The sequence below is a fragment of the Alistipes communis genome, assembly GCF_006542665.1.
Lineage (GTDB): Bacteria > Bacteroidota > Bacteroidia > Bacteroidales > Rikenellaceae > Alistipes > Alistipes communis.
This window is the reverse complement of record NZ_AP019735.1, coordinates 1,207,619-1,228,215: the sequence shown is the minus strand read 5'-3', so window position 1 is coordinate 1,228,215 and position 20,597 is coordinate 1,207,619. Positions and strand designations below refer to the sequence as shown.

Annotated in this window: 18 protein-coding genes, 1 tRNA gene and 1 pseudogene; 10 read left to right on the top strand and 10 right to left on the bottom strand. The window is 47.1% G+C overall.

The window, feature by feature from the left end:
* The first annotated feature begins 32 nt into the window (after positions 1 to 32).
* Positions 33 to 105, top strand: a tRNA-Gly gene (locus tag FMF02_RS04985).
* A gap of 251 nt (positions 106 to 356) precedes the next feature.
* Positions 357 to 1,575: pseudogene (locus FMF02_RS04980) on the top strand (site-specific integrase).
* Positions 1,576 to 1,627: 52 nt separating this feature from the next.
* Here the strand turns inward: FMF02_RS04980 and FMF02_RS04975 are convergent.
* Positions 1,628 to 2,290, bottom strand: coding sequence for a hypothetical protein (locus FMF02_RS04975; RefSeq protein ID WP_141412374.1), 663 nt, complete (start codon positions 2,288 to 2,290; stop codon positions 1,628 to 1,630).
* A 731-nt stretch (positions 2,291 to 3,021) separates the two neighbouring features.
* On the opposite strand from FMF02_RS04975, the gene FMF02_RS04970 reads away from it, so the two are divergent.
* On the top strand, positions 3,022 to 3,270 hold the full coding sequence (locus FMF02_RS04970; RefSeq protein WP_141412373.1) for a helix-turn-helix domain-containing protein: 249 nt from the start codon (positions 3,022 to 3,024) through the stop codon (positions 3,268 to 3,270).
* A 149-nt stretch (positions 3,271 to 3,419) separates the two neighbouring features.
* Here the strand turns inward: FMF02_RS04970 and FMF02_RS04965 are convergent, their stop codons facing one another.
* Positions 3,420 to 3,815: a DUF3408 domain-containing protein gene (locus FMF02_RS04965; protein WP_162502272.1), complete on the bottom strand. Its 396-nt coding sequence runs from the start codon at positions 3,813 to 3,815 to the stop codon at positions 3,420 to 3,422.
* Between the two features lie 612 nt (positions 3,816 to 4,427).
* Here FMF02_RS04965 and FMF02_RS04960 point away from each other — a divergent pair.
* Both FMF02_RS04960 and FMF02_RS04955 read left to right on the top strand, forming a co-directional pair.
* Positions 4,428 to 4,757: a plasmid mobilization protein gene (locus tag FMF02_RS04960; RefSeq protein ID WP_244611634.1), complete on the top strand. Its 330-nt coding sequence runs from the start codon at positions 4,428 to 4,430 to the stop codon at positions 4,755 to 4,757.
* Positions 4,758 to 5,147: 390 nt separating this feature from the next.
* On the top strand, positions 5,148 to 6,365 hold the full coding sequence (locus FMF02_RS04955; protein ID WP_141412371.1) for an IS256 family transposase: 1,218 nt from the start codon (positions 5,148 to 5,150) through the stop codon (positions 6,363 to 6,365).
* Positions 6,366 to 6,539: 174 nt separating this feature from the next.
* On the opposite strand, the gene FMF02_RS04950 is transcribed toward FMF02_RS04955, so the two are convergent.
* From FMF02_RS04950 to FMF02_RS04920, 6 genes are all read right to left on the bottom strand, one after another.
* Entirely contained in the window at positions 6,540 to 8,273 is a 1,734-nt protein-coding gene (locus FMF02_RS04950) for a radical SAM protein (protein WP_244611633.1), read from the bottom strand.
* A gap of 176 nt (positions 8,274 to 8,449) precedes the next feature.
* Positions 8,450 to 10,051 (bottom strand): ATP-binding protein, encoded by a 1,602-nt coding sequence (locus tag FMF02_RS04945; RefSeq protein WP_141412369.1) that lies wholly within the window; start codon positions 10,049 to 10,051, stop codon positions 8,450 to 8,452.
* Entirely contained in the window at positions 10,044 to 11,711 is a 1,668-nt protein-coding gene (locus FMF02_RS04940) for an ATP-binding protein (protein ID WP_141412368.1), read from the bottom strand. Before FMF02_RS04940 ends, FMF02_RS04945 begins: the two co-directional genes overlap by 8 nt.
* Before the next feature lie 7 nt (positions 11,712 to 11,718).
* Entirely contained in the window at positions 11,719 to 12,891 is a 1,173-nt protein-coding gene (locus tag FMF02_RS04935; protein ID WP_141412367.1) for a hypothetical protein, read from the bottom strand.
* Between the two features lie 1,468 nt (positions 12,892 to 14,359).
* A complete protein-coding gene (locus tag FMF02_RS04925) occupies positions 14,360 to 14,557 on the bottom strand; it encodes a hypothetical protein (RefSeq protein ID WP_141412365.1) in 198 nt (65 codons plus the stop codon).
* Positions 14,558 to 14,967: 410 nt separating this feature from the next.
* Positions 14,968 to 15,177, bottom strand: a complete 210-nt coding sequence (locus FMF02_RS04920; protein WP_141412364.1) for a hypothetical protein — start codon at positions 15,175 to 15,177, stop codon at positions 14,968 to 14,970.
* Positions 15,178 to 15,652: 475 nt separating this feature from the next.
* Between FMF02_RS04920 and FMF02_RS04915 the strand changes: the two genes are divergently transcribed.
* Together FMF02_RS04915 and FMF02_RS04910 are read left to right on the top strand one after the other, a co-directional pair.
* Positions 15,653 to 16,888: a site-specific integrase gene (locus FMF02_RS04915; RefSeq protein ID WP_010538237.1), complete on the top strand. Its 1,236-nt coding sequence runs from the start codon at positions 15,653 to 15,655 to the stop codon at positions 16,886 to 16,888.
* A gap of 11 nt (positions 16,889 to 16,899) precedes the next feature.
* The gene (locus FMF02_RS04910) at positions 16,900 to 17,262 is read left to right on the top strand and encodes a hypothetical protein (protein WP_004293860.1); all 363 of its coding nucleotides are present in this window, start codon (positions 16,900 to 16,902) and stop codon (positions 17,260 to 17,262) included.
* 77 nt (positions 17,263 to 17,339) lie between these two features.
* Here FMF02_RS04910 and FMF02_RS04905 read toward each other — a convergent pair whose 3' ends face one another.
* Both FMF02_RS04905 and FMF02_RS04900 read right to left on the bottom strand, forming a co-directional pair.
* The gene (locus FMF02_RS04905; protein WP_004293861.1) at positions 17,340 to 17,645 is read right to left on the bottom strand and encodes a helix-turn-helix domain-containing protein; all 306 of its coding nucleotides are present in this window, start codon (positions 17,643 to 17,645) and stop codon (positions 17,340 to 17,342) included.
* Positions 17,646 to 17,676: 31 nt separating this feature from the next.
* Positions 17,677 to 17,976, bottom strand: a complete 300-nt coding sequence (locus FMF02_RS04900; protein ID WP_004291426.1) for a helix-turn-helix domain-containing protein — start codon at positions 17,974 to 17,976, stop codon at positions 17,677 to 17,679.
* 280 nt (positions 17,977 to 18,256) lie between these two features.
* Here FMF02_RS04900 and FMF02_RS04890 point away from each other — a divergent pair, with 280 nt between their 5' ends.
* Genes FMF02_RS04890 through FMF02_RS04880 form a run of 3 tightly spaced genes read left to right on the top strand, consistent with a single transcriptional unit; the run spans position 18,257 to position 20,556 of the window.
* Complete coding sequence (locus FMF02_RS04890) at positions 18,257 to 18,613, top strand: helix-turn-helix domain-containing protein (RefSeq protein ID WP_029425573.1); 357 nt, start codon at positions 18,257 to 18,259, stop codon at positions 18,611 to 18,613.
* A 3-nt stretch (positions 18,614 to 18,616) separates the two neighbouring features.
* On the top strand, positions 18,617 to 18,967 hold the full coding sequence (locus tag FMF02_RS04885) for a helix-turn-helix domain-containing protein (RefSeq protein WP_010538241.1): 351 nt from the start codon (positions 18,617 to 18,619) through the stop codon (positions 18,965 to 18,967).
* Between the two features lie 20 nt (positions 18,968 to 18,987).
* Positions 18,988 to 20,556 carry a DUF3945 domain-containing protein gene (locus FMF02_RS04880; protein WP_129732733.1) on the top strand — a complete coding sequence of 523 codons (1,569 nt, stop codon included), beginning with the start codon at positions 18,988 to 18,990 and terminating at the stop codon, positions 20,554 to 20,556.
* The last annotated feature ends 41 nt before the right edge of the window (positions 20,557 to 20,597 follow it).

Here is a 20,597-nt window from a genome sequence, read left to right as displayed (position 1 = left end):
AAAGCCCCGAACGGGGTAGCAGATAACATTTTGCGGAAATAGCTCAGTTGGTAGAGCGCAACCTTGCCAAGGTTGAGGTCGCGGGTCCGAGTCCCGTTTTCCGCTCCGGGCTTCTTTGAAAGGAGGAGCAAGAACGAGTAAAAAACCTTATGTATCAGCGATATGTAAGGTTTTTTCGTTTTTTAGGCGATGTATTCGAGCGTATAAAAAAGCAGGTTGCCCGGACCGAAATCGTGACCTGTTTCGCTCGAACCGAAAATAGGTCACGATTTACGATCAATGCGTTGAATTACATTGTTTTGCGTCCAATAATCTCTATGCTGCATACGTTTAACCGATCCAACCCAAGCAGCATTATGAAACGCACGACATTCAGCGTGGTCTTCTTCTGCAAGAAGACGAAACTCACGAAGAAGGGCACAGCGCCGATCTATGCCCGTATCACGACCTCCGGCCGGTCGACGGAGATTTATACCCAGTGCCGGATCGAACCGGAGCATTGGAACCAGCGTTTGGAACGTTGCATGTTGCGAGACCCCGTTTCTACGCAGATCAACGGGATTCTCGCTACTTACCGCACAAACATCCTCGCTGCCTACGGATAGCCTTATTAAGGAGGGCAAGACTCCGGACTGCTTCGCCATCAAGCACCGATTGGAACATGCGGCAGCGAGTTCGCGGATGTTCCTTGTCGAGTTTTCGAAATACTGCGACAAACGGCAAAGGGAGGTGGGTATCCGCCTTACGCAACTCACGGCGAACAAATACCACCGTCTGCTGCGTTATATGACCGAATACATGAGAGAACAGTACAGGAAAGACGACCTGCCGCTGGATGCGATCGACTATGCATATATCGACGGATTGAATACGTTCATGCAGACGGCGCATAACTGCAAGAACAACGGCGCCGTGAACCTGCTGTGCTGTCTGAAAAACTTTATCCTCTATGCGATACGGAACGAGTGGCTGGAAAAGAATCCGTTCCGCTACTACAAGATGAAGGTGGATCGGACGAACGTCAAGGTTCCGCTGACGAAAGAGGAGCTCGAAACGCTTATCCACAAGCCGCTGCCGAACGACCGGCTGGCCCGCATCCGCGACGTGTTCTCGTTCTGCTGCCTGACGGGGCTGGCCTTTACGGATGTGGATCACCTGCGCAGGGAGCATATCACGACCGACGAGGACGGGACGCAGTGGATCCACAAGCCGAGGGAAAAGACGGCGGTAATGAGTCGTGTGCCGCTGCTACCGCATCCGATCGCACTGCTGCGGAAATACGAGCGGGATGAAACGTGCAGGGCGAGAGGCAAGCTGCTTCCCGTGCCGTCGAACGCGAAGATGAACGCCTATTTGAAAGAAATTGCGACGTTGTGCAACATACCGAAGAACCTGACGACGCACTGTGCAAGACATACGTTCGCGACGCTTGCGATCGAATACGGGATGCCGATCGACATCATCGCCAAGATACTGGGCCATACGAATACGAACATGACACGGCGCTATGCGAAGATTTCGGAGGCGAATATCAGTCGCGAGATGAAAAAAATCGGAGAGATGCTGTCATTATAACGTGAGACAAAGGGGCGGGCCGTCGAAGCCTCGCCCCTTGTCTGTGTTTATTCTATCGTTTCAGACAGTCGATGGCCGCGAGACGTTCGTACTGCCCGCGCAGCTCGGCGACGATCTCGGTGTTGCAACGCTTGACGATCCGCCGGAGCCGTGCGGCGTCTTCGGCCGTCAGCGCATAGCGCGCGATCGTCTCCTCGTCGATCGTCAGCGGCTCGTTCGCGAGAATCGCCGCGCGGCAGCGACACATCATGTAGTTCGGGAACTCGCTGACGATTTCTTCGACCGCCGTATCGAGGTCTTCGCTGCCGATCTCGCAGAGCGCCGTGCCCTCGGGCGAGCAGAACACTTCGCCGTATTTACGGTACGTCTCCTCGCGCTCCTTCTCCGTGCAGTAGACCGAGAAGCTGATAAGGAAGATCTGCCCTTTGGGCTTGAAGGAGGCGTAACGGGCGCAGAACTCGGGGATGGTATAGGTTTCATCGGGGAGGTCGCCACGCGATAAATCCTCGGTCAGCGCGATGCGGAACTCCGTCTTCGGCGCGGCCTTGAAGAGGGCATAGATGTAGGGCGCCCGCTCGTACAGGGCCGTCAGGATCGAACGGATGTCCCGCCGGTAGTCGAGGCTCGGGGAATCGTCCTCGGTTTTCACGTCTTCATCGGTTTCGAGCAGGAGGAGTCGGGCCAGCTCGTCGGGGAGTGTCGTTTCCTTTTTCATTGTAGTTTTAAGTATCGGGTTCGTTGTTCAGGGGTCATATTAAGTGCAATTTGCGGAGTATATCGGAGCTGCCCCGCCCGCCACTCCGCCGCACCGATCGTGCGGCGGAGGCGACGTACCAGTACTCGTCAGTTACGGATCGCGGGGACCGTATGGGAAGGGCAGCGACATCGCCGAACCTAAAACTTTTACTTGAAAAAGAAACAAGGCGATGCCGCCGCCTGTAAGATCGGCGGAGCGTGAAGGGCGACCGAACCGTTGCGGACAAAGGCGTCATACCCGCATGCCGATTCCGCCGGCCGAGGATTCGGCAGATGCAGTTCGTATATTTTATTGTATTCGGGGCGGGACGGCGCATAACGTTCGGAGCGATGGATCATGCGCCCGCAGGGAAAAGAAAAAGGGGCGCGGTGTCAATCAACTACCGTAGGTATTAGGAAACCCGTAATCAGTTGATCGTCCTGCGCCCCAGCCGTGTCCTACCCTAATGGGTAGGACATAACTGAGACTGACAACCATTATACCTGATTACCAATAAAGTTCCTAATTTCACGGTAGGTATAAAGAGTTGTTTACCCTCTATAATGTTATGTCCGTCGGTTATGCCGAGTCGTTCAATCGCAAAGGTAGCATAATTTTCGTAATGTATGTGTCACAAATATAGGTATTATTCTTGATAACTCAAACAAGTATTAGCGCAAAAATTAAGGTTAGCTTTTTTATTTGCGTCAATGAAACGGAAAAAGCAACGACGCGACGAAATACTTCTTCAAAAAATAGTACTGCGGATCAAAGAGCTCCGTAGTATTCATGGGCATACACAAGAAAAACTGAAAGAGGCAACCGGACTGAATATTCCAAATTTAGAAACAGGCGAGAATTTTCCTAACCTCACGTCTATTGCTATTATTTGTAGGTATTACAATATTTCTTTGGATGAATTTTTCGCTCCAATGGAATACCCGCCTAAAAAAGAATAACCATATGATATAAAGAGACGGAACATTATGTTCCGTCTCTTTTTTGTATGAATCAAACCGGCGTTGCTTGATTTCCGTTCGTCTCCGGCCGCCCCTCACCGACATTTTCGAGGATGTCCGTTCGGGCCGGCCGGAGCCTCGGGGCAGGGTTAGAGCAGCTCGCGGGAGTTCCGGTCGTTGTGCAGACGGTTGATCTCTTCGCGGTAGGTTTCGAGGTGCCACCGCAGAATGTTGTCCGCATAGGAGGTTGCGGTCATACGGTCGGGTCCGATCTTTCGCACGACGTCCAGTATCTTGCGCTTGGTTTCGGCATCGACATAGATCGCCGCGCGGAAGCGGATCTCCGTGCGGGCCATGAACCTCCGCTCGAAATCGGGAAGCAGGATTCTCCTGCGCCGTTCGGCGGCTTGCGGAGCCTCGTCGGAATCCTCCACCGTCTTTATGATCCGCTCGTCGAAGGGCGGCGGGTCGGCGTCGAGAATCGACGGGGTGTTGCCGATGGCACGGCGTACCAGCTCTTCATCGATCACGGTTTTCTTCGTCATGGTATGCAGTCTGTTTTGTGCGAATGAACGGTCGGCGACGAACGAAAAGGCTTTACGGCCCTGCCCCGTTCGAGCGATCATTCATTCACGAATTTGTCGGAAGATGTTCGCGGCGAATCGGTCTTGCCGGCTCGCACGGGCGGAAGCACGGCGGCGGACGATCCCGCATCCGTTCTTTCGTGCTTCCGTCCGCAAGATAATACGCCATCGTGGCCCCCGAATCGGCTGGCCGCTCCTGACCGCCGGAGGCCGTCCGCAGGGTTTGCCGCTCTCGCCGCGGCGTCGTAATATTGCACCCTGAAAACCGAGTGTCGCCGGCGTGATCCGCGTAGGATTTTCGATGCGGGGAACGAGCGATCCGCAGTGCGGCGTTTTGTTCCCGCAGCGGGAACAGCGAGCTGTACCTTTGTATGCCGAAAAGGTTTTCGGCATACAAAGGTACAGCTCGCCCTGCGGGGCTGCGGCCGCCACTTATGTTGAATGCTAAATACGAATCAGGATTATGGGAAAGATTAAAGGAAAGATCGGCCGGCCTCGTGCGACCGATCCGAAGATTCATCGGTACAACTTCAAGCTGACCGAGGAGCAGCATATCCGCTTCGAGCGGATGCTGTGAAGGGCGGGCTTGGAGCACAACCGCAGCCGCTTCATTGTCGGGCGAATCTTCGACGAGACGTTCCGCGTGGTCAGGGCGACCCCACGAAACAGCGTTACCTCGTCCGGCTGAACGAGTACATCGCCCAGATTTCCCGCGTTGGGAACAACTACAATCAGGTCGTCAAGGCGATCAACACGTACCTCTCGCGTAACATGCTGCCCCGCCAGATCGACACGCTGGTAGCCTGCACGCGAGAATTGAAATCTCTTTCGGAGCAGGTGTCGGAGCTGACCAGACAATTGCGGGAGGAGTGGCTGATAACAGTAATTAATAATAAAAATTAACTATCGATAATTTTTTAAGATGTAGTTTTCGTATCACTCTCCTGCACATTTGGATGAAAGTCTGAAATGAACTTTTTGAAAATACGAAAATCGGCATATCATACAAAATAGTCTAGCGGCATTTCCGTGACGAACTGATGGACGAAGAATTTGTCAATGTAATTTTTGAACGATAGGAGTTGGTAAGTGAAATATAAACCACACTACATATCGCTTTTATACTAGGAAGCGGTGGTCATACAGGCCTATGTCGGTATTAGTAGCGATAGGGCGCAGATGATTGGTTGAGGGAAAAATGAAAGTGTAAAAAATAACAGATCGGAGACTGTAAATTAAAGTGTGTCAAGTAAAGGAAAAAGAAAATATTAACTTTACAGACACACTTTAATTATGAGTAATTCATTTGATTTTGAACAGTTCAAGGCGAATGCCATTGAACAATTGAAGGCCGGTGTTCCTCTTTCCGGCAAGGAAGGAGTATTGGCACCTTTGTTGGAGAATCTGCTTAACAGCGCCCTTGAAGGAGAGATGGACAGCCATCTGGAAGGCAGTGAACGCGAGTGGGGTAACCGCCGCAACGGTCACATGAGCAAGCAGGTGCAGACCTCGATGGGCGAAGTGACAATAAACACACCGCGCGACCGGGACGGCACTTTCGATCCTCAGGTTGTACGCAAACGCGAGAAGATCCTTGCGGACTCACTTGCGGACAGAATCATAGGCCTGTACGCCATCGGTAACAGCACAAGAGAGATAAGCGACATCCTAGAAGAGCAGTTCGGCAACCGCATATCGGCAGAGACCATCAGCAGCATTACGGATCGTGTCCTTCCTGAGATACAAAGCTGGAAACCCCGGCCTCTGGACCGGGTGTATCCCATCGTATGGCTTGATGCGGTACATTACAAGGTAATGGATGAGAAGAACCATCCAGTGACACAAGCCATCTATAATGTACTGGCCCTTACATGCGAGGGAAGGAAAGAGCTTTTGGGCATGTACATATCCAGGAGCGAGGGAGCCAACTTCTGGTTCGGTGTCCTTACGGATCTCCAGAACAGAGGAGTCCAGGATATCCTCATCGCCTGCATGGACGGTCTCAAGGGCTTTCCCGATGCGATTGCAAGCGTCTTTCCGGAGACAACGGTCCAGCTTTGCATCGTACATCAGGTACGCAACTCAATCAAGTATGTCGCCAGCAAGAATCAGAAAGAGTTCATGAGGGATCTGAAACTTGTATATCAGGCCGTCAATAAGGATGCCGCAGAGAAGGCTCTTGACGACCTTGAAATCAAGTGGGGCGAGGACTATCCGATTGTCATCAAGAGCTGGCGAGACAATTGGGATCGTCTGACCGCCTACTTCCAGTACTCACAGCATATCAGAAGGATAATATACACTACAAACACCGTAGAAGGCTATCACCGCCAGCTACGCAAGGTAACCAAGAACAAGGGCGTGTTTACATCTGATACCGCCCTGGAAAAACTTGTCTATCTTGCATTTACGAGGATAAGGAAGAAGTGGCCCCAACCGGTACAGAATTGGGGGCAGACGGCCCAGCAATTGGCTATCCTATTCCCGGACAGGTTCAGGATCTTAGCCTGACAACATCTTTTGTTTGGAGTTCTTTGACGATATTGATAACTTAGCAGAGCTGTTTTGGAACCTTCAATATTCCAAAACAGCTCCGAAATATAACTTGACACAGTTTAGTTTACACTACCACAGATCGAGTTTACACGCACAAGTCAAGTAATTATTACTTGACTTGTGCGTAAATTAATTTTTACGATTCCTCTTTTCAAATTCTTGTTTCAGCTTATACAATTCAGATTTGGGGTCTGCAATATCTGCTCGATAGTTCTTGTAAAACATTAATATTTGTTTTAATTTAAGATTATCTGTAAGACTATCAATGTCTGTAAAATTATTTTTAAAGATAATAGGCATTATCTCTTCCTTTTCCTCTTCTGATAATTGTAACATTGCTTTTCTCCATTCTGTTGTATAGCCAAGATATTCAAAGAAAAAGCGGAACAGCAAAAATGTTTCAGGCATTATTAACAGCTCCATGAACTCATTTTCATTTCGGCCGAACGCTTTCTCGAAAAATGATACTCCACGTCCTATCTTTCCTTTTGTAGCATTCAAAATAGCTTGCACAGCACGTATATATTTACGATTCCAATATTCGCCAATATAGTCTCTATCGTGGCTGTGTTCACCTTTGATAGGGTGATATTTCATCGGGAATGAATAAATACTAATATTAAGTTCCTCACATAAGTCAACATTCACCCGCATTCGATGATAAAGGTCTTTTGGATGCTCTTTAAAATTATAAAGCAAATAGTTGGAGAAATCTTTAATACCATGTTCTACACTCATCTTTAACGCTTTTGTATATGCTTTTTCCGTTTTGACATCATCAAATGCAATACGCAATGGACGAACAGGCACCTGAGCCAGCAAAGAAACGATGTCTTCCGTAAACAACCTTGCATCTACACCTTGATTGAAATCAACGTAACGACTACGTCCTTTCTGATTTGCATATTTCTTTTCAAAATATGGTGCGAAATCTTTGTACGTGCGAATTAATGCTTCTTTGGTGCAGGTTATGGGCGATAATAAACCATTTTCTTCTCTCAATCGATAAATGTATGTTCTGACCTCTTCACTAAGACGCCTCATTTCGTTTATTTCTTTTAAGAGCTTCCAGCATTTTCTAATATATCCACGGTCGTTCATCCCGAGACGAAGATTACGAATAGCTATCTCATATTGGTTCGGCTCAATATATTTTGCACCTGGAATAAATCCGCACGAGCGAATATCCTCTACGATTTTAGATAAATCTTTTGAGGCAAGTACATTATTATCCATAAGTAAGAGATTTTGTTGATCCCCATATAACCTTCTAGTTCGTTCTATCCTTTCTTTTAGAGGAAGATAAGACTGAAAATTAGGCTCTAAAATCGGTACAGCACAGAAAGGACATTTACGAATACAACCGCGTGTGGCATAGCTGAAAAATGCTCTGCCATCTACATATTCATAATCTATTTCTTCCAATATGGAGTAATCCAATGGCAATTCATCAATTACATATGGATTGTCCTCATCAATATCTTTATAAGGTGTGTGAAGTGTTCCGCAATGTGGTTTAATGCCTGTTGCTTCTTCAATTTCTTTGGGCTGAATAGAGGCCAATACTCCGCCCACCATAATATTTCGTATATCCTTAACTAAATCCTTAGCAAAAAGAATGGTTTCGATAGTTATAGACCAATAAAATGTGAATAGTGTAGTAACACCTATCCAGTCCCACTTAGGGTGTTTCAGGTATACTTTCTTATGATAATAGTCCTTGTAATAGTCAACCCACGGTGCTAGTAAAATACCATAAGCAGAATCTTCAAGTCCTATTTTATCAATATCAGTTTTTCTTCGATACTTAATGTATGTAGCTATCTTATCTGAGCGTAATTTCCAGTTAATGGTATTATCCATTCGACTGAGTTTTTCAACACAATCACTTGTTATGTCATTAATTAAAAATTCTTTTAAGTCGCCTTTATAAAAAACAACATTGTCACCCCTTAAACGAAAATATGTGGCTAATTTCATTAAGCCTATTGGAGGGAACTTGTTTTTATAATTAGGTTCTAATAAAAGTATATTCCGATTCATTTTGTTATATAGTCTTCAATATTGCTGATAAGCGCCTCTCGCAAGTATTCATCTGCAATAGCATTACCAATTGCGGTGTAAATTTTACTAATCAACTTCTTCTCATTTTTTGAGTATCTAGAGTAGATAGGCTTGTCAGTCCTATATCGAGTCTTAGTCTCTTTAACAGTCTCATTAACAGATTTCTCGGAATCCGTCTCTAGCTGTTTCTTTTCTTTGATTAGCTCCGAAGTTTCAAAATGCTCAAGAACCGCCTTTAGAGGCGAATCTTTTAAGGAAATCTTTGCCTTAACGTTGGCCAATAGCTTTTGGGCTTGTTCTTCTTTCTTCTCTTGTTCCTCTAAACGGCGATGCAAATCATCTCGTTCCTTTTGACTGATATAGCCATTCTTCTCCTTATTTTGAATGGTTACTCTCAATTCTTTCCCCTTGGCGATAGTAGATGTACTTGAACGTAATCGTTGGGCATCATAACAAAGTTCTTTAAGTTTGAGGAAATCTTGCCGAATTTTTTGCTCAAACTCCACACACTCCTTACTTTCACCAAAGTAATCCCGTCTGGAGTTTGGAATTAATCCTTTGCTAAGCGCATGAATTTCACCGAAATAATAGAAAGAAAAGCGTTGATCTTCTGTTTTCGTAAAGAACTTCTTGCATATTTCCTCATCTCCTATCTGTATATTCTCTTTACGCAAGCGTATGCCTCTGGCAAGATTCTTGGGCTTCATCTGCCCTTTCAAAGTGGAAATAGAATACCATCCCCAATAGATGATTGAGCCAGAATCATCTTTTGCCATCAAGAATTTCACATCAATGATGTCATCGACTTTTTTCTTGCCTCCATTGTTGTCCTCGTAGATGGCTCCTGTATATGGTTTATAGATTTGGTCATTGTTAACAAAAATATTGTATGTGTCAACAGTCAAACCGTTCTCTTTCTTGAAGTCATTTATCTTTTGACGGAAGATGAAAGAAGATGAGATGTCAACAGGAGCAACCATGGACAGGTAATCAGTGACACTTTCCACATCAAGTAAATCATCTGATGATACATCTTCCATTATAACATTAAAATAATGCGCATCAATACTTTCTTTTTCGGTTTCCACCTTGGTTACTTTAGAGAGAACGTCTGTCGCCTCTTCACTATTCTCCCGGTCATTGATGATATATTTTAAGAGGTCTGCATCCCACGTCATAACAGACTTGACGGGCTCTCCATAATATGAGGTTTCGAAAATCAGTTTTGAACAATAACCAAGGCCACCTAAACGACCGATGCCACGAAAGCCCTTATCCTCACCTCGCTTTTTAGTCGAATGTGCGATGTTTCGCAGTATGGCCATCACTTGATTCTGTGGTATGCCTGTCGCATTATCATGAACAGATATAGTTCTTTCATCCGCATCAATTCTTACATGAATGGTCTCCTCGCCTTTTTTGAGAAGATTATGATTAATTGCTTTATCCACTGCATCTGCCGCATTTTGGATGTACTCTCTGTAGATGAATCTACAATCTTCATACATTCCAAGTGTCAAAGATTCTATGACATCTTTGCCTATTTGTGGGTGGTTTGTATTCATCTTGTCATTCATAATATTTATAAATTGGCAATGGGAAGTTCACGTTCAGCATAGACCGGAATACAGGATTTTGGATAATATACTCCCCCTGCTTTTGTCGCGTCAACATAGTTTTGTAGACTTGCGGTACAAAACGAAAATCTTCCTTTGTTATTTCAATAGCATTTGTACGGCCAAATGCCTGTGTGGCGCAGTTACCTTTTACTCGTTTACGGATGTCGCTTACAAACTGCTCTGCACCAAACAGTACTATACCTAAAGAACGCCCACGTTCAGTAATATCAAGTAGTTGACGCAAAATAGGAGACGAATTTGGCACATCGTTTGACGCATATTTGTTTAACTCATCGATAAAAATAATAATCCTATCAGGAATGTCTTCATCCAGACGTACGGATGGCCCAAGTTTCAGGTTATATACAGCACGCATAACGTCTCCGAACACAAATCCCTGCGACTCTTCATCCAATTTTGCCACATCAATAACCATTATATCGTTTTTCTTGATTTGGCCGATTTTATCTCTCAAACGAACGCTCTTGCCATCATTGCCTAATTTTTCCGTAAACATCTGCCGACATTTTTGGAAACTCTTATTAAATAGACGATAGAACTTACGCCAACTTAGAACAGAGATTTCCTTCCCAGCTCCAGAACTCTTTCCCTGGCTCTGCGTTTGTTCTAAAAGAGCTTGCCTAAAATCATCCCAACATCCTATACCATTAAATTTTCCACCATTGGAAATAATGAAGTTGATGATTGATTCTATCGTATCATTAGGGTCGTCTACATTGGCAAATAAGAGATCTAGGCATTCTTTGTCCTCATCCGTTTCAAATAGATATTTATATTGAAATGCTTTTTGGGTGTGTAAGCGATCTTGAATCGTTGTTCGTTTTTCGTATGTGTATGCTGTGTAATCTTTGGAATAAGGGTAATAGTAGCTCACTTGTTTAAAAGCAGACATCTCCATACCCAATATGTCATAGATAGGTTTTATTTGTTTCAACTCATCTTCGCGCTCATTCATTTCGTCAATTTTAAGTAAATCCGTGCCTTTGACATTCATCATGATGAAAGCTACAGATTCGTTCTTTTCTTTCATGGCCATATCTTGAATGGCTTTCATCAAAAACATCGCATACGAGGTCTTTGATGCCAATCCAGAAATACCGGAGATGTTCAGATGAGCACCTTCTGGCCCAATTAAAAAGTGTGAATTGAAGTTGACTGGCAAAATCTGTTCGTTTTTACCTTCATACATTTTGATGTAACCAGCGGGGATGGGGTTCTTCACCTGATCTAGGCCAAGCGCCATCTTGATTTCTTCTGCTGTAGCTAAATATACTTTTTTACCCTCTTGCACAGGAATATATACACCGGCAGTATTGCCAACAACCTTGCATTTTACATAATTCATACCTATACGGTCAGTATATGATTTAGAGTCAACATCACCAAAATCACTTGAAATGAAACCAGCTAATGCACTTGGAGAATCTGTCATGTGAGAAATTTCTTCGACAACGCCAAATGTCTTTGAATTATTGATATGCTCAACAGCAACAACATCAAAAGGCTTTAATTTTAAGTCCTTCTTAGTCCAAAATGTAAAGTCTTCTATTGTTGAAGGTTGTTTTTCAGTAGCAATAATTTTTCCTATTATGTCCATAACCTAATTAAAATAAATTCAAAAAATAATAGTCGCTTTTGAACCGGCTTTTGCAATAACATTCAGTCATGTAAACAGGGTACAGGTGATTTGCCCATCGTGCATCCGTACCATAACATACAGGATTACGCTCATTGATAAGATTAGCTGTGATTGTGTCAACCTCATCAGATGATAAACCATATTCAGTCTCTTTTCCTGTCATTAACATTTTCTCCACCTTGAGAATGCCTGCATATGGAGATTCTGTTTTGCCAATGTCTCGAATGCGTACATACCAAATAGCAAAATTCACGTTGCCCCATTGTTCTCCTGGCTGCCAAAGGAAAGCCGGCGTACGATGATAGAGAGGTAATCTTGCTATCTGTCCGGCACTACTTTGGTCTTTATTGTCTTTCATTATGTTAGGGTTAAACTTTTTCGAAACACCAATAACATGACGATAATTGTTGCGGATATGAGCTAAATCTTTGAAATTACCTGTTTTCATGGGTTTATACTGAATAGAGCCATCTTTAATAAGGTAGCTGTCTTGATTCAAAAGATTTTTGCTTACAAGGTATGAAACAATACGTTTTTCACATTCTATCATCTCATCTTGTATTTTTGCTATACCTTTATTCTCAAAAGTTTCATTTTCATTGAGCTTAGTTAGATAATAAAGGATTCTTTTTAATTGAACTTCTGCATTGACCCTCTGCAAGCGTTCATTTAATTTATTGCAAAGATTACGGAAGAATACATCATTGTCCATACCTTCTCCATTGGCTGTTACAGGTAAACAGAGGACAGGGTATGATTCTTCATAAACATGCTGAAAACTCTTGAATGCATTATTCTCATGCATTTCTCTGCCACAACATGCCACGGAAATTTGCCCGCTTACTATCGGAAATACCTTTTTGTCATACTGAATGTCGTCAACCTTATATACTCGGCGAGAACCATCCAGAAAGAATTTGAATAGAGGCGCACCTTGCAGACAGATTTTTGCTCTTTGTCGCATATTTCTTGGCATTGGATCATGAACGTCTTCTGCATACTCTTTCAGGTTGATATATCCCATTTCGGCCTCTCCGTACTCAATAGCAGGTGTGGTTATCGTGTCATAGCAGTATTTGAATGAGGAGAAACACGTACCTTGTGTTTCTTCTGCAATGTATTTCAGTAATTTGCCCATATATCTCATTTGACACTGTTAATATCAAGGTCCTTTATCACAATCACACATTATCGGATATCTGTCAATTCAGATAAAAGAAATAGATTAGCCATATATCTGCATCGGAATATATTCTCGTAGTCAACTTCCCTCTGGTCTATTTTATAATGGGAAGTGGGGAATGATACAGAGAGCGAGCTACCGAATAATATGTTTCTCATTACAAGCCTCGCAACTTGGTGAATGCGCTGTAGTGTTCGACGCCTATGCGTCAGGGGCTTGTCGCTATCATCTTTCGCTTGGAATCCGTATTTGTGTTCTAGTACCCGGTATGGCACTTCCTGATGATTGACGACTTTATCTTTTCCTATCCAAGTTAGCGTTGGCATATATTTACTATTTCCTGTTAATCAATCATTTATAATTCATTCGAAAAATCTTGCAGTTTCAATCGGCAGTTTCGAATTCGGTCAATGTCGTTTCCTTTGACAGCTTTTGTGTCAGCGTTTTGATTATCGATATTTACTATAAAGACAGGGAAAATTTCCGATATATAAGAATTTAAAGTGTCAATATTTAATCAATCATAAAATAGCAGTAAGAATAGAGCCGTTGAATAGCAGATTCGGCAGCTTCTCATCCATGTCATGTAAGACTTGCAAATTCAAGAAATTAACATTATCTTTGTATTGTAGTATGGAGAGGTATTGAAGCGCAAATCAACTCCGGCGCATCGGTGACCTCGAGATCGGAAAAATCTCGCAAACTATTGATACATAACGGAAAGAAATCGGAGGTTCGATTTCCGTTTTCCGCTCCAAAGCCAAGACGATGAAGGCCAAACTACGGGAAAACCCCGCTGGAATGCATTCCAGCGGGGTTTTCCCGTAGGGTTTTCAGCGGTCAGCGGAGCAAATTCCGGGGCCTTTTCAGTGAAAACGGGTGTCCCAGAAGTGTCCCGGATAGGAATTGCGACCTTGTTTCGGGGACAGTTGGCAAAAAATGCGGGACACCTGCCTTTCTTACAAACTGTTTTACTGCGTTTCCCTATACAGAACTGGTAAACGAGATGAAGAGTACATTCAGAATTCTGTTCTTCGCACGCTGGGAGGCGGAGAAGGATGACGGAAAGGTTCCCCTTGCATGCGCGCATCACGATTGACGGGGACAAGGCGAAGTTCAGTTTGAAGACGGAAGTTACGGCCTTACCTGAAACGGATAGATCGGGATACGGACTCGACAGGAATCTCTGTTTCACGATGGCGAGAAATGCCTTTGCCGGCACTGTCGTCTATGCCCGCGGGTGTCGATGGAGCGTATGTCCAGATTGATGGGCGATAATGTCGACTCCGTTTTTGAACAGAAGAAAAGGATAGTATCGAAGCGGAATTTACGGTCCTTGCCAGGCAGCTCGAAAATATTCGATAGATTTTCGTGTTGTAGATTATTTACGGCAGCCGGCAAAATATCTTAACGTTAACAAAAATTATGAAACATGGAGAATTGAGAGTATATCAAAATTACCGAAGAACCCATCGGCAACCGGAAGATGGAAGCCCAGCTCGCTGATGGCAGTGTATGGTTGGCCCAGCACGAGATCGCACGGTTGTTCGGGGGCTTTTCGGCTACCGTCTGCAATAACCTGCGTGCGATCTCCAAAAGCGGTGTACTGTTCGAGAAGCATGTCAGCCGCCGATTTCCGGCGGGGACGAAATATAGCGATACGTTCTGTAACCTCGAAGCGTTCATCTTCCTGAGCTTCCGTTGTGCTACCATTGAGCGCGGGTCTTCCGGCAATGGGTGCTGCCCGGTCTGTACGAGCATTACCGGGACGACAAACCCCCAAAAGCATTCGTAATTCTGGTTTACGATTATGACCCGAAACAGCATGGATTGATTCTGAACTGAAAAACGGTACCGGCTGCCTACACGGGGCAGGGGCTCAACATGCGGACCGGTTACCTCTTCAACAAGAAATAGCTGGTCGTCCTGCGCAATTCGACATCCTTTTCCGGCGGCGAGTACAGCATTTGTCCGGCTGCTGGTACGGAAACTACGATGCTGAACGTCACGCTCCATATCCTCGGTGCGGCCTCAAAGTGCAGGTCGATGTTTCATACAATGCACACGACCCATGCGTAGTGGTGCCGTCACCGTTTTTCGTACCTGCGAAAAGCTTGGGGCGAAAGGAACTTCCCTGATTGTCAGTAGGAAATACATTTCGCCGAGCGGCAGGGTAAGGGTATAACCGTCCTTCTGTACATAGATGGCCGCCTGCTCCTGGGCGACGGGAATTTTTGCCATGCATGCTTTTTATGGGCAAAAGAATAATAGAGGGTTGTTTCTTTTTAATATTTATGACATCGGCCGGATATGAAAAATGAAAATCCGGTTTATGTAATGCAGACAGCAATTGGAACAAGATACAAAAAACTGTATTTTTGTAACGCAAAGTTACTACAAAAAAGTGAAATGCGGAAAGATATAGTGATAGAATTGAGTTACAAGGGTTTTAGTTGAAGTGGCGATAATTCGTGAAGCCATTACAATCCCTGCCGAAGCCAAATCTTGACGCCGCAACGTTACTTGTTCGTAACCATGCCCGAAAATGCGACAAACGGGCACGAATGGCGAAACAAGGCACTATGTTATAGTGAGTTACTCACAACTCACGCGAAAAATCCGGTTACGGAAAAAGATTGCTCCGTTCCTCCCCGTTTTGCGTACCGATACCGGACTCTTCACCAACTAATTTTGAAACCAAAAAAAATTAAGGACGATGAAGAGTACATTTTCAGTAATCTACTACCTCAAACGTCAGGTAGTGAAGAAAGACGGGACAGTTCCCGTCATGGGACGCATCACGGTGGACGGCAGCCAGACGCAGTTCAGTTGCAAGCTGACCGTCGATCCGAAACTGTGGGACACCAAAGGGGGACGTGTCACGGGCAGAAGCACGGCGGCTCTCGAAGCGAACCGTATGCTTGACAAAATGCGGGTACGCATCAACAGACACTATCAGGAAATCATGGAGCGTGACAACTTCGTCACGGCGGAAAAGGTGAAAAATGCCTTTCTCGGACTGGAACACCGCTACCACACGCTGATGCAGGTGTTCCGCCAGCACAACGAGGACTATGAGAAACAGGTGGAGGCAGGCATGAAAGCCAAAGGTACACTGGAAAAGTACCGTATCGTTTACAAGCACCTGCAAGAGTTCCTTGACATCCGCTACCATGTGAAGGACATCGCCCTGAAAGAGCTTACCCCGGCTTTCATCTCCGACTTCGAGATGTTCCTTCGCACGGACAAGCACTGCTGCACCAATACCGTGTGGCTGTACGTCTGCCCGTTACGGACGATGGTGTTCATCGCCATCAACAACGAGTGGCTGACACGCGACCCGTTCCGCGAGTATGAAATCAAGAAGGAGGAAACGACACGCAGTTTCCTGACCAAAGAGGAAATACGCCTGCTGATGGACGGGAAACTGAAAAACGCCAAACAGGAACTGTACCGCGACCTCTACCTGTTCTGCGCGTTCACCGGGCTGTCGTTCTCGGATATGCGCAACCTCACGGAAGAGAATATCCGCACCTACTTCGACGAACACGAGTGGATAAACATCAACCGCCAGAAAACGGGCGTGGTGTCCAACATCCGCCTGCTTGACATCGCCAACCGCATAATCGGCAAATACCGTGGGCTGTGCGAGAACGGCAAGATATTCCCCGTTCCGCATTATAACACGTGCCTTGCCGGTATCCGTGCCGTCGCCAAGCGTTGCGGCATCACCAAGCATATCACGTGGCATCAGAGCCGCCACACGGCAGCCACGACGATATTCCTCTCCAACGGTGTTCCCATCGAAACCGTCAGCTCCATGCTCGGACACAAGAGCATAAAGACGACGCAGATTTACGCAAAGATAACCAAAGAGAAGCTCAATCAGGACATGGAGAACCTTGCCGCAAGATTGAACGGCGTCGAGGAATTTGCAGGTTGCACCATCTAAAAAGAAAAGCCATGAAACGTGACACAATCATCATCGAGGACAAGGCAGTCAGCGTAACCGGTAACGACGTGTGGATGACCGCCACAGAAATAGCCGGATTGTTCCATACGACCGTCCCGGCAGTGAACGCCGCCATCAGAGCCGTCCGCAAGTCGGACGTGCTGAACGACTACGAGGTGTGCCGCTACATGCAGCTTGAAAACGGGCTGTACGCGGACGTGTACGCGCTTGAAATCATCATCCCGGTCGCTTTCCGGCTGAACACCTACAACACCCACCTGTTCCGCACATGGCTGGTGGGAAAGGCACTCTCACAAAAGAAACGGCAGACATACGTGATGTTCATACAGAACGGAAAAGCCGGGTATTGCTGATTGCACATACCCCATAAGACAAGTAAACGGGTAGCACCACAAAAGGTGTCACCCGTTTACTTTTTCATGAAACCGCCTCACTCCAGCGGCTTGCGGTAGTTCGCTTCCAGCACCTCACGCAGCCCTGTTTCCGGGTAAAGCACCTTCCCTCCCAAAAGTATGAAGGGCAACACGCGGTTGTTGCGGTATTCCTGCAAGGTGCGCCGGCTCACGCGGAGCAGTTCCGACACCTCGCCGTCCGTCAGGTAACGCTCCCCGTCCAGCGGAGGACGGTAACTTTCCAGAAAGGCGGACAGCCATTTCGAACCTTTGCGCATATCCTGCATCACAGAGGCTATCGGCTCGTCTTCCATCGTAAAAACATCGTTGTTCTCGTTCATCATAACTTCGGATTCAGTGGGTGAATAAATCAAATCATCTGCCATGCGGATAGAGCGTGCCGACAAGCGGTATCAGCCGCTTCACCTCCTCCGGCTTGTAATAGAACCTGCGGTTTATCTGCGAGTAGCCGATAAGCCGCCTGTCACGCAGCGTCTGCAACGTGCGTGGGCTTATTCTCAACTGCCCGCAGACCTCCTCGCCCGTGAGCCATCTTTCCATGCGCCCCGTGTCGCTTTTGCGCCTCAGGGCGGCGACCTTCTCCGAGAGTGCGCCGAATGCCGCCACCATCATCTCGAAAGTCTTTTTCTCGATAGATACTATTTCCATATTCATGCAATTATCGGTTTGCCCGCAAAGGTAACGGTACGGTTCCGAACATGTGCCGTTTTCCGCTGAAAGGCTGCCTGTTGCGCCGTTTGACCGGGTTACGGAGCCATCTTCCGTAAAAATCTTACGTGAGTCACGTAGTGAGTTGTTAAAGCCCCTTTTGTTTATTGCCGATTTTTGCCGCAGAAACATAGAGCAAGCCGAGTGCAGAGCGTCAAGCTTGCTTGAACGATATGCCGAGGAGCAGCTTATGTTCATGAAAATAAACAAAAAGAAAGGACTGAATATGAAAGTGATAACGATGGAAAGTTCCGTCTTCCGGTCATTGACGGAACAGATAGCAGAGATTGCGGCACACGTCCGTGCCGTCTCCGGCGACAAGAAAGCGGCATCGCCCGACAGGTTGCTCACCACACGCGAAGCGGCGCACCTGCTTAACGTAAGTACCCGCACCCTCCAGCGTATGCGCAGCGAGCAACGCATCGGCTATGTCGTGCTTCGCGGCAAATGCCGCTACCGACAGTCTGAAATAGACCGCCTGCTTGATGAGTGTACCGTCAACGAGGACGCCGCGACACCGCAGGAGCTGAAACGCAACCACACGCTGCGCACTGGAGGCAGCCCCAAAGGAAGGAGGACATAGGTCATGGAACTGCTCACACGAAACAACTTCGAGGGCTGGATGCAGAAGCTGATGGAACGGCTCGACCGTCAGGACGAACTGCTGCTGGCGATGAAGGTGGAGGAACGACAGCCCTCCATCACGGAAAGCATCCGCCTTTTCGACAATCAGGACTTGTGTATGCTGCTCCAGATAAGCAAGCGCACCCTGCAACGCTACCGCAGTGTCGGCGCATTGCCCTACAAGACACTGGGCAAGAAAACCTATTACAGCGAGGAAGACGTGCTGACATTCCTTTCCAACCATATCAAGGACTTCAAAAAGGAAGATATAGCCTTCTACAAGGCGCGTATCCATAATTTCTTTCATAAATAACCCATTAAAACATTTTTCAGATGGCAAAGAAAAAAGACGAAAAGGACGTGCTGGTAGTCCGTGACGAAAAGACGGGCGAGATCAGCGTGGTAGCCGGGCTGAACGCGGACGGCACACCCAAGCGCACCCCCGCGAAAGCGGAGAACGCGCAGAGTTTCCTGCAATTCGACAGACATGGCGACGTGCTGGACAACTTCTTCAAGAACTTCTTCCGACAGTGCAAGGAACCCAGCCGCTTCGGTTTCTACCGCATCGCGGCGGACCAAGTGGATTCCATGCTGGGCGTGATGAAAGACCTGCTCCAGCATCCGTACCAGAACAAACAAATCCTCGCACCGCACAAAATCGACACCTTCCCCTATCAACAGCAGGTGATGGAAGAGCAAGCTGCGCAACAGACAGAGAAACAAGAACCTCAAAAACAGGAGAACATGAAACAACAGAAAGAACAGCAACAGGACACTTCCGAACAGACGCAGGGGAAACGGGGCTACCGGCCCATCGACGAGGGTAAAATCAACTGGCAGGAACTGGAGGACAGATGGGGCGTGAAGCGCGACGACCTTGAAAAGTCCGGCGACCTTACGAAAATGCTCCACTACGGCAAGTCCGACTTGGTGAAGGTCAAGCCCACCTTCGGTGGTGAATCATTCGAGCTGGACGCCCGCCTTTCCTTCAAGAAGGACGGCGAGGGGAATGTCAGCCTCGTGCCGCACTTCATCCGCAAGGAGCAGAAACTGGACGAGTACAAAGAACACAAATTCTCCGACGACGACCGGAAGAACCTGTGCGAGACGGGCAACCTCGGCAGGGTCGTGGACATCGTGGACAAGGAAACGAGCGAGATCATCCCCTCCTACATCAGCATCGACCGCAAGACGAATGAAATCACGGACATTCCGGCGAGCAAGGTGCGCATCCCGGAGCGCATCGGCAAGACGGAAATCACCGCGCAGGAGCGGGACATGCTCCGCGCCGGACTGCCCGTGCGCGACAAGCTCATCGAGCGCAACGACGGCAGGAAGTTCGTCACCACCCTGCAAGTGAACGTGGAGCAGCGCGGCGTGGAGTTCGTGCCGGGAACCGGCAAGTCGCCCCGTACCGCACAGACACAGGAAGCCAAAGGCGACACCTCTAAAAGTCAGGCGCAGGGCGGGGAAAATGCCGACCGGACCAAGAAGGAGCAACGCCGCAACACGTGGACGAACGAGGACGGCAGCATCCGCCCCATCAGCAAATGGAGCGACGTGAACTTCACCGACCAGCAGAAAGCCGACTACGTGGCGGGCAAAGCCGTGAAACTGGAGAACGTGACCGACAAGCAGGGCTTCCATGCCACGATGTATATCAAGTTCAACCCGGAGAAGGGTCGCCCGTACCGCTACGAAACAAATCCCGACATCGGGCAGCAGGTCGCCTCGTCCAACGAGAGCCGCACGCAGGTGGCGGTGAACAACGAGGGCAAGACCAACGAGGCGACAAAGAACCTGAAAGAGCCTTTGCAGAAAGGTCAGACAGCCCCGAAGACCGCCCGCCAGCAACAGCAGCAGGACAAACCGAAGAAAAACAACAAAGGCATGAAAATGTAATCCCGTGTCCACCACTGAATCCAAAATAAAATCCAAAGTAT

Coding starts and splice junctions, on each gene's coding strand:
- FMF02_RS04975 (WP_141412374.1), bottom strand. CDS start 2,290: ATGAAAAAGGAAACGACACTCCCCGACGAGCTGGCCCGACTCCTCCTG.
- FMF02_RS04970 (WP_141412373.1), top strand. CDS start 3,022: ATGAAACGGAAAAAGCAACGACGCGACGAAATACTTCTTCAAAAAATA.
- FMF02_RS04965 (WP_162502272.1), bottom strand. CDS start 3,815: ATGACGAAGAAAACCGTGATCGATGAAGAGCTGGTACGCCGTGCCATC.
- FMF02_RS04955 (WP_141412371.1), top strand. CDS start 5,148: ATGAGTAATTCATTTGATTTTGAACAGTTCAAGGCGAATGCCATTGAA.
- FMF02_RS04950 (WP_244611633.1), bottom strand. CDS start 8,273: ATGGATAATACCATTAACTGGAAATTACGCTCAGATAAGATAGCTACA.
- FMF02_RS04945 (WP_141412369.1), bottom strand. CDS start 10,051: ATGAATGACAAGATGAATACAAACCACCCACAAATAGGCAAAGATGTC.
- FMF02_RS04940 (WP_141412368.1), bottom strand. CDS start 11,711: ATGGACATAATAGGAAAAATTATTGCTACTGAAAAACAACCTTCAACA.
- FMF02_RS04935 (WP_141412367.1), bottom strand. CDS start 12,891: ATGGGCAAATTACTGAAATACATTGCAGAAGAAACACAAGGTACGTGT.
- FMF02_RS04925 (WP_141412365.1), bottom strand. CDS start 14,557: ATGCTTCTCGAACAGTACACCGCTTTTGGAGATCGCACGCAGGTTATT.
- FMF02_RS04920 (WP_141412364.1), bottom strand. CDS start 15,177: ATGGCAAAAATTCCCGTCGCCCAGGAGCAGGCGGCCATCTATGTACAG.
- FMF02_RS04915 (WP_010538237.1), top strand. CDS start 15,653: ATGAAGAGTACATTTTCAGTAATCTACTACCTCAAACGTCAGGTAGTG.
- FMF02_RS04910 (WP_004293860.1), top strand. CDS start 16,900: ATGAAACGTGACACAATCATCATCGAGGACAAGGCAGTCAGCGTAACC.
- FMF02_RS04905 (WP_004293861.1), bottom strand. CDS start 17,645: ATGATGAACGAGAACAACGATGTTTTTACGATGGAAGACGAGCCGATA.
- FMF02_RS04900 (WP_004291426.1), bottom strand. CDS start 17,976: ATGAATATGGAAATAGTATCTATCGAGAAAAAGACTTTCGAGATGATG.
- FMF02_RS04890 (WP_029425573.1), top strand. CDS start 18,257: ATGAAAGTGATAACGATGGAAAGTTCCGTCTTCCGGTCATTGACGGAA.
- FMF02_RS04885 (WP_010538241.1), top strand. CDS start 18,617: ATGGAACTGCTCACACGAAACAACTTCGAGGGCTGGATGCAGAAGCTG.
- FMF02_RS04880 (WP_129732733.1), top strand. CDS start 18,988: ATGGCAAAGAAAAAAGACGAAAAGGACGTGCTGGTAGTCCGTGACGAA.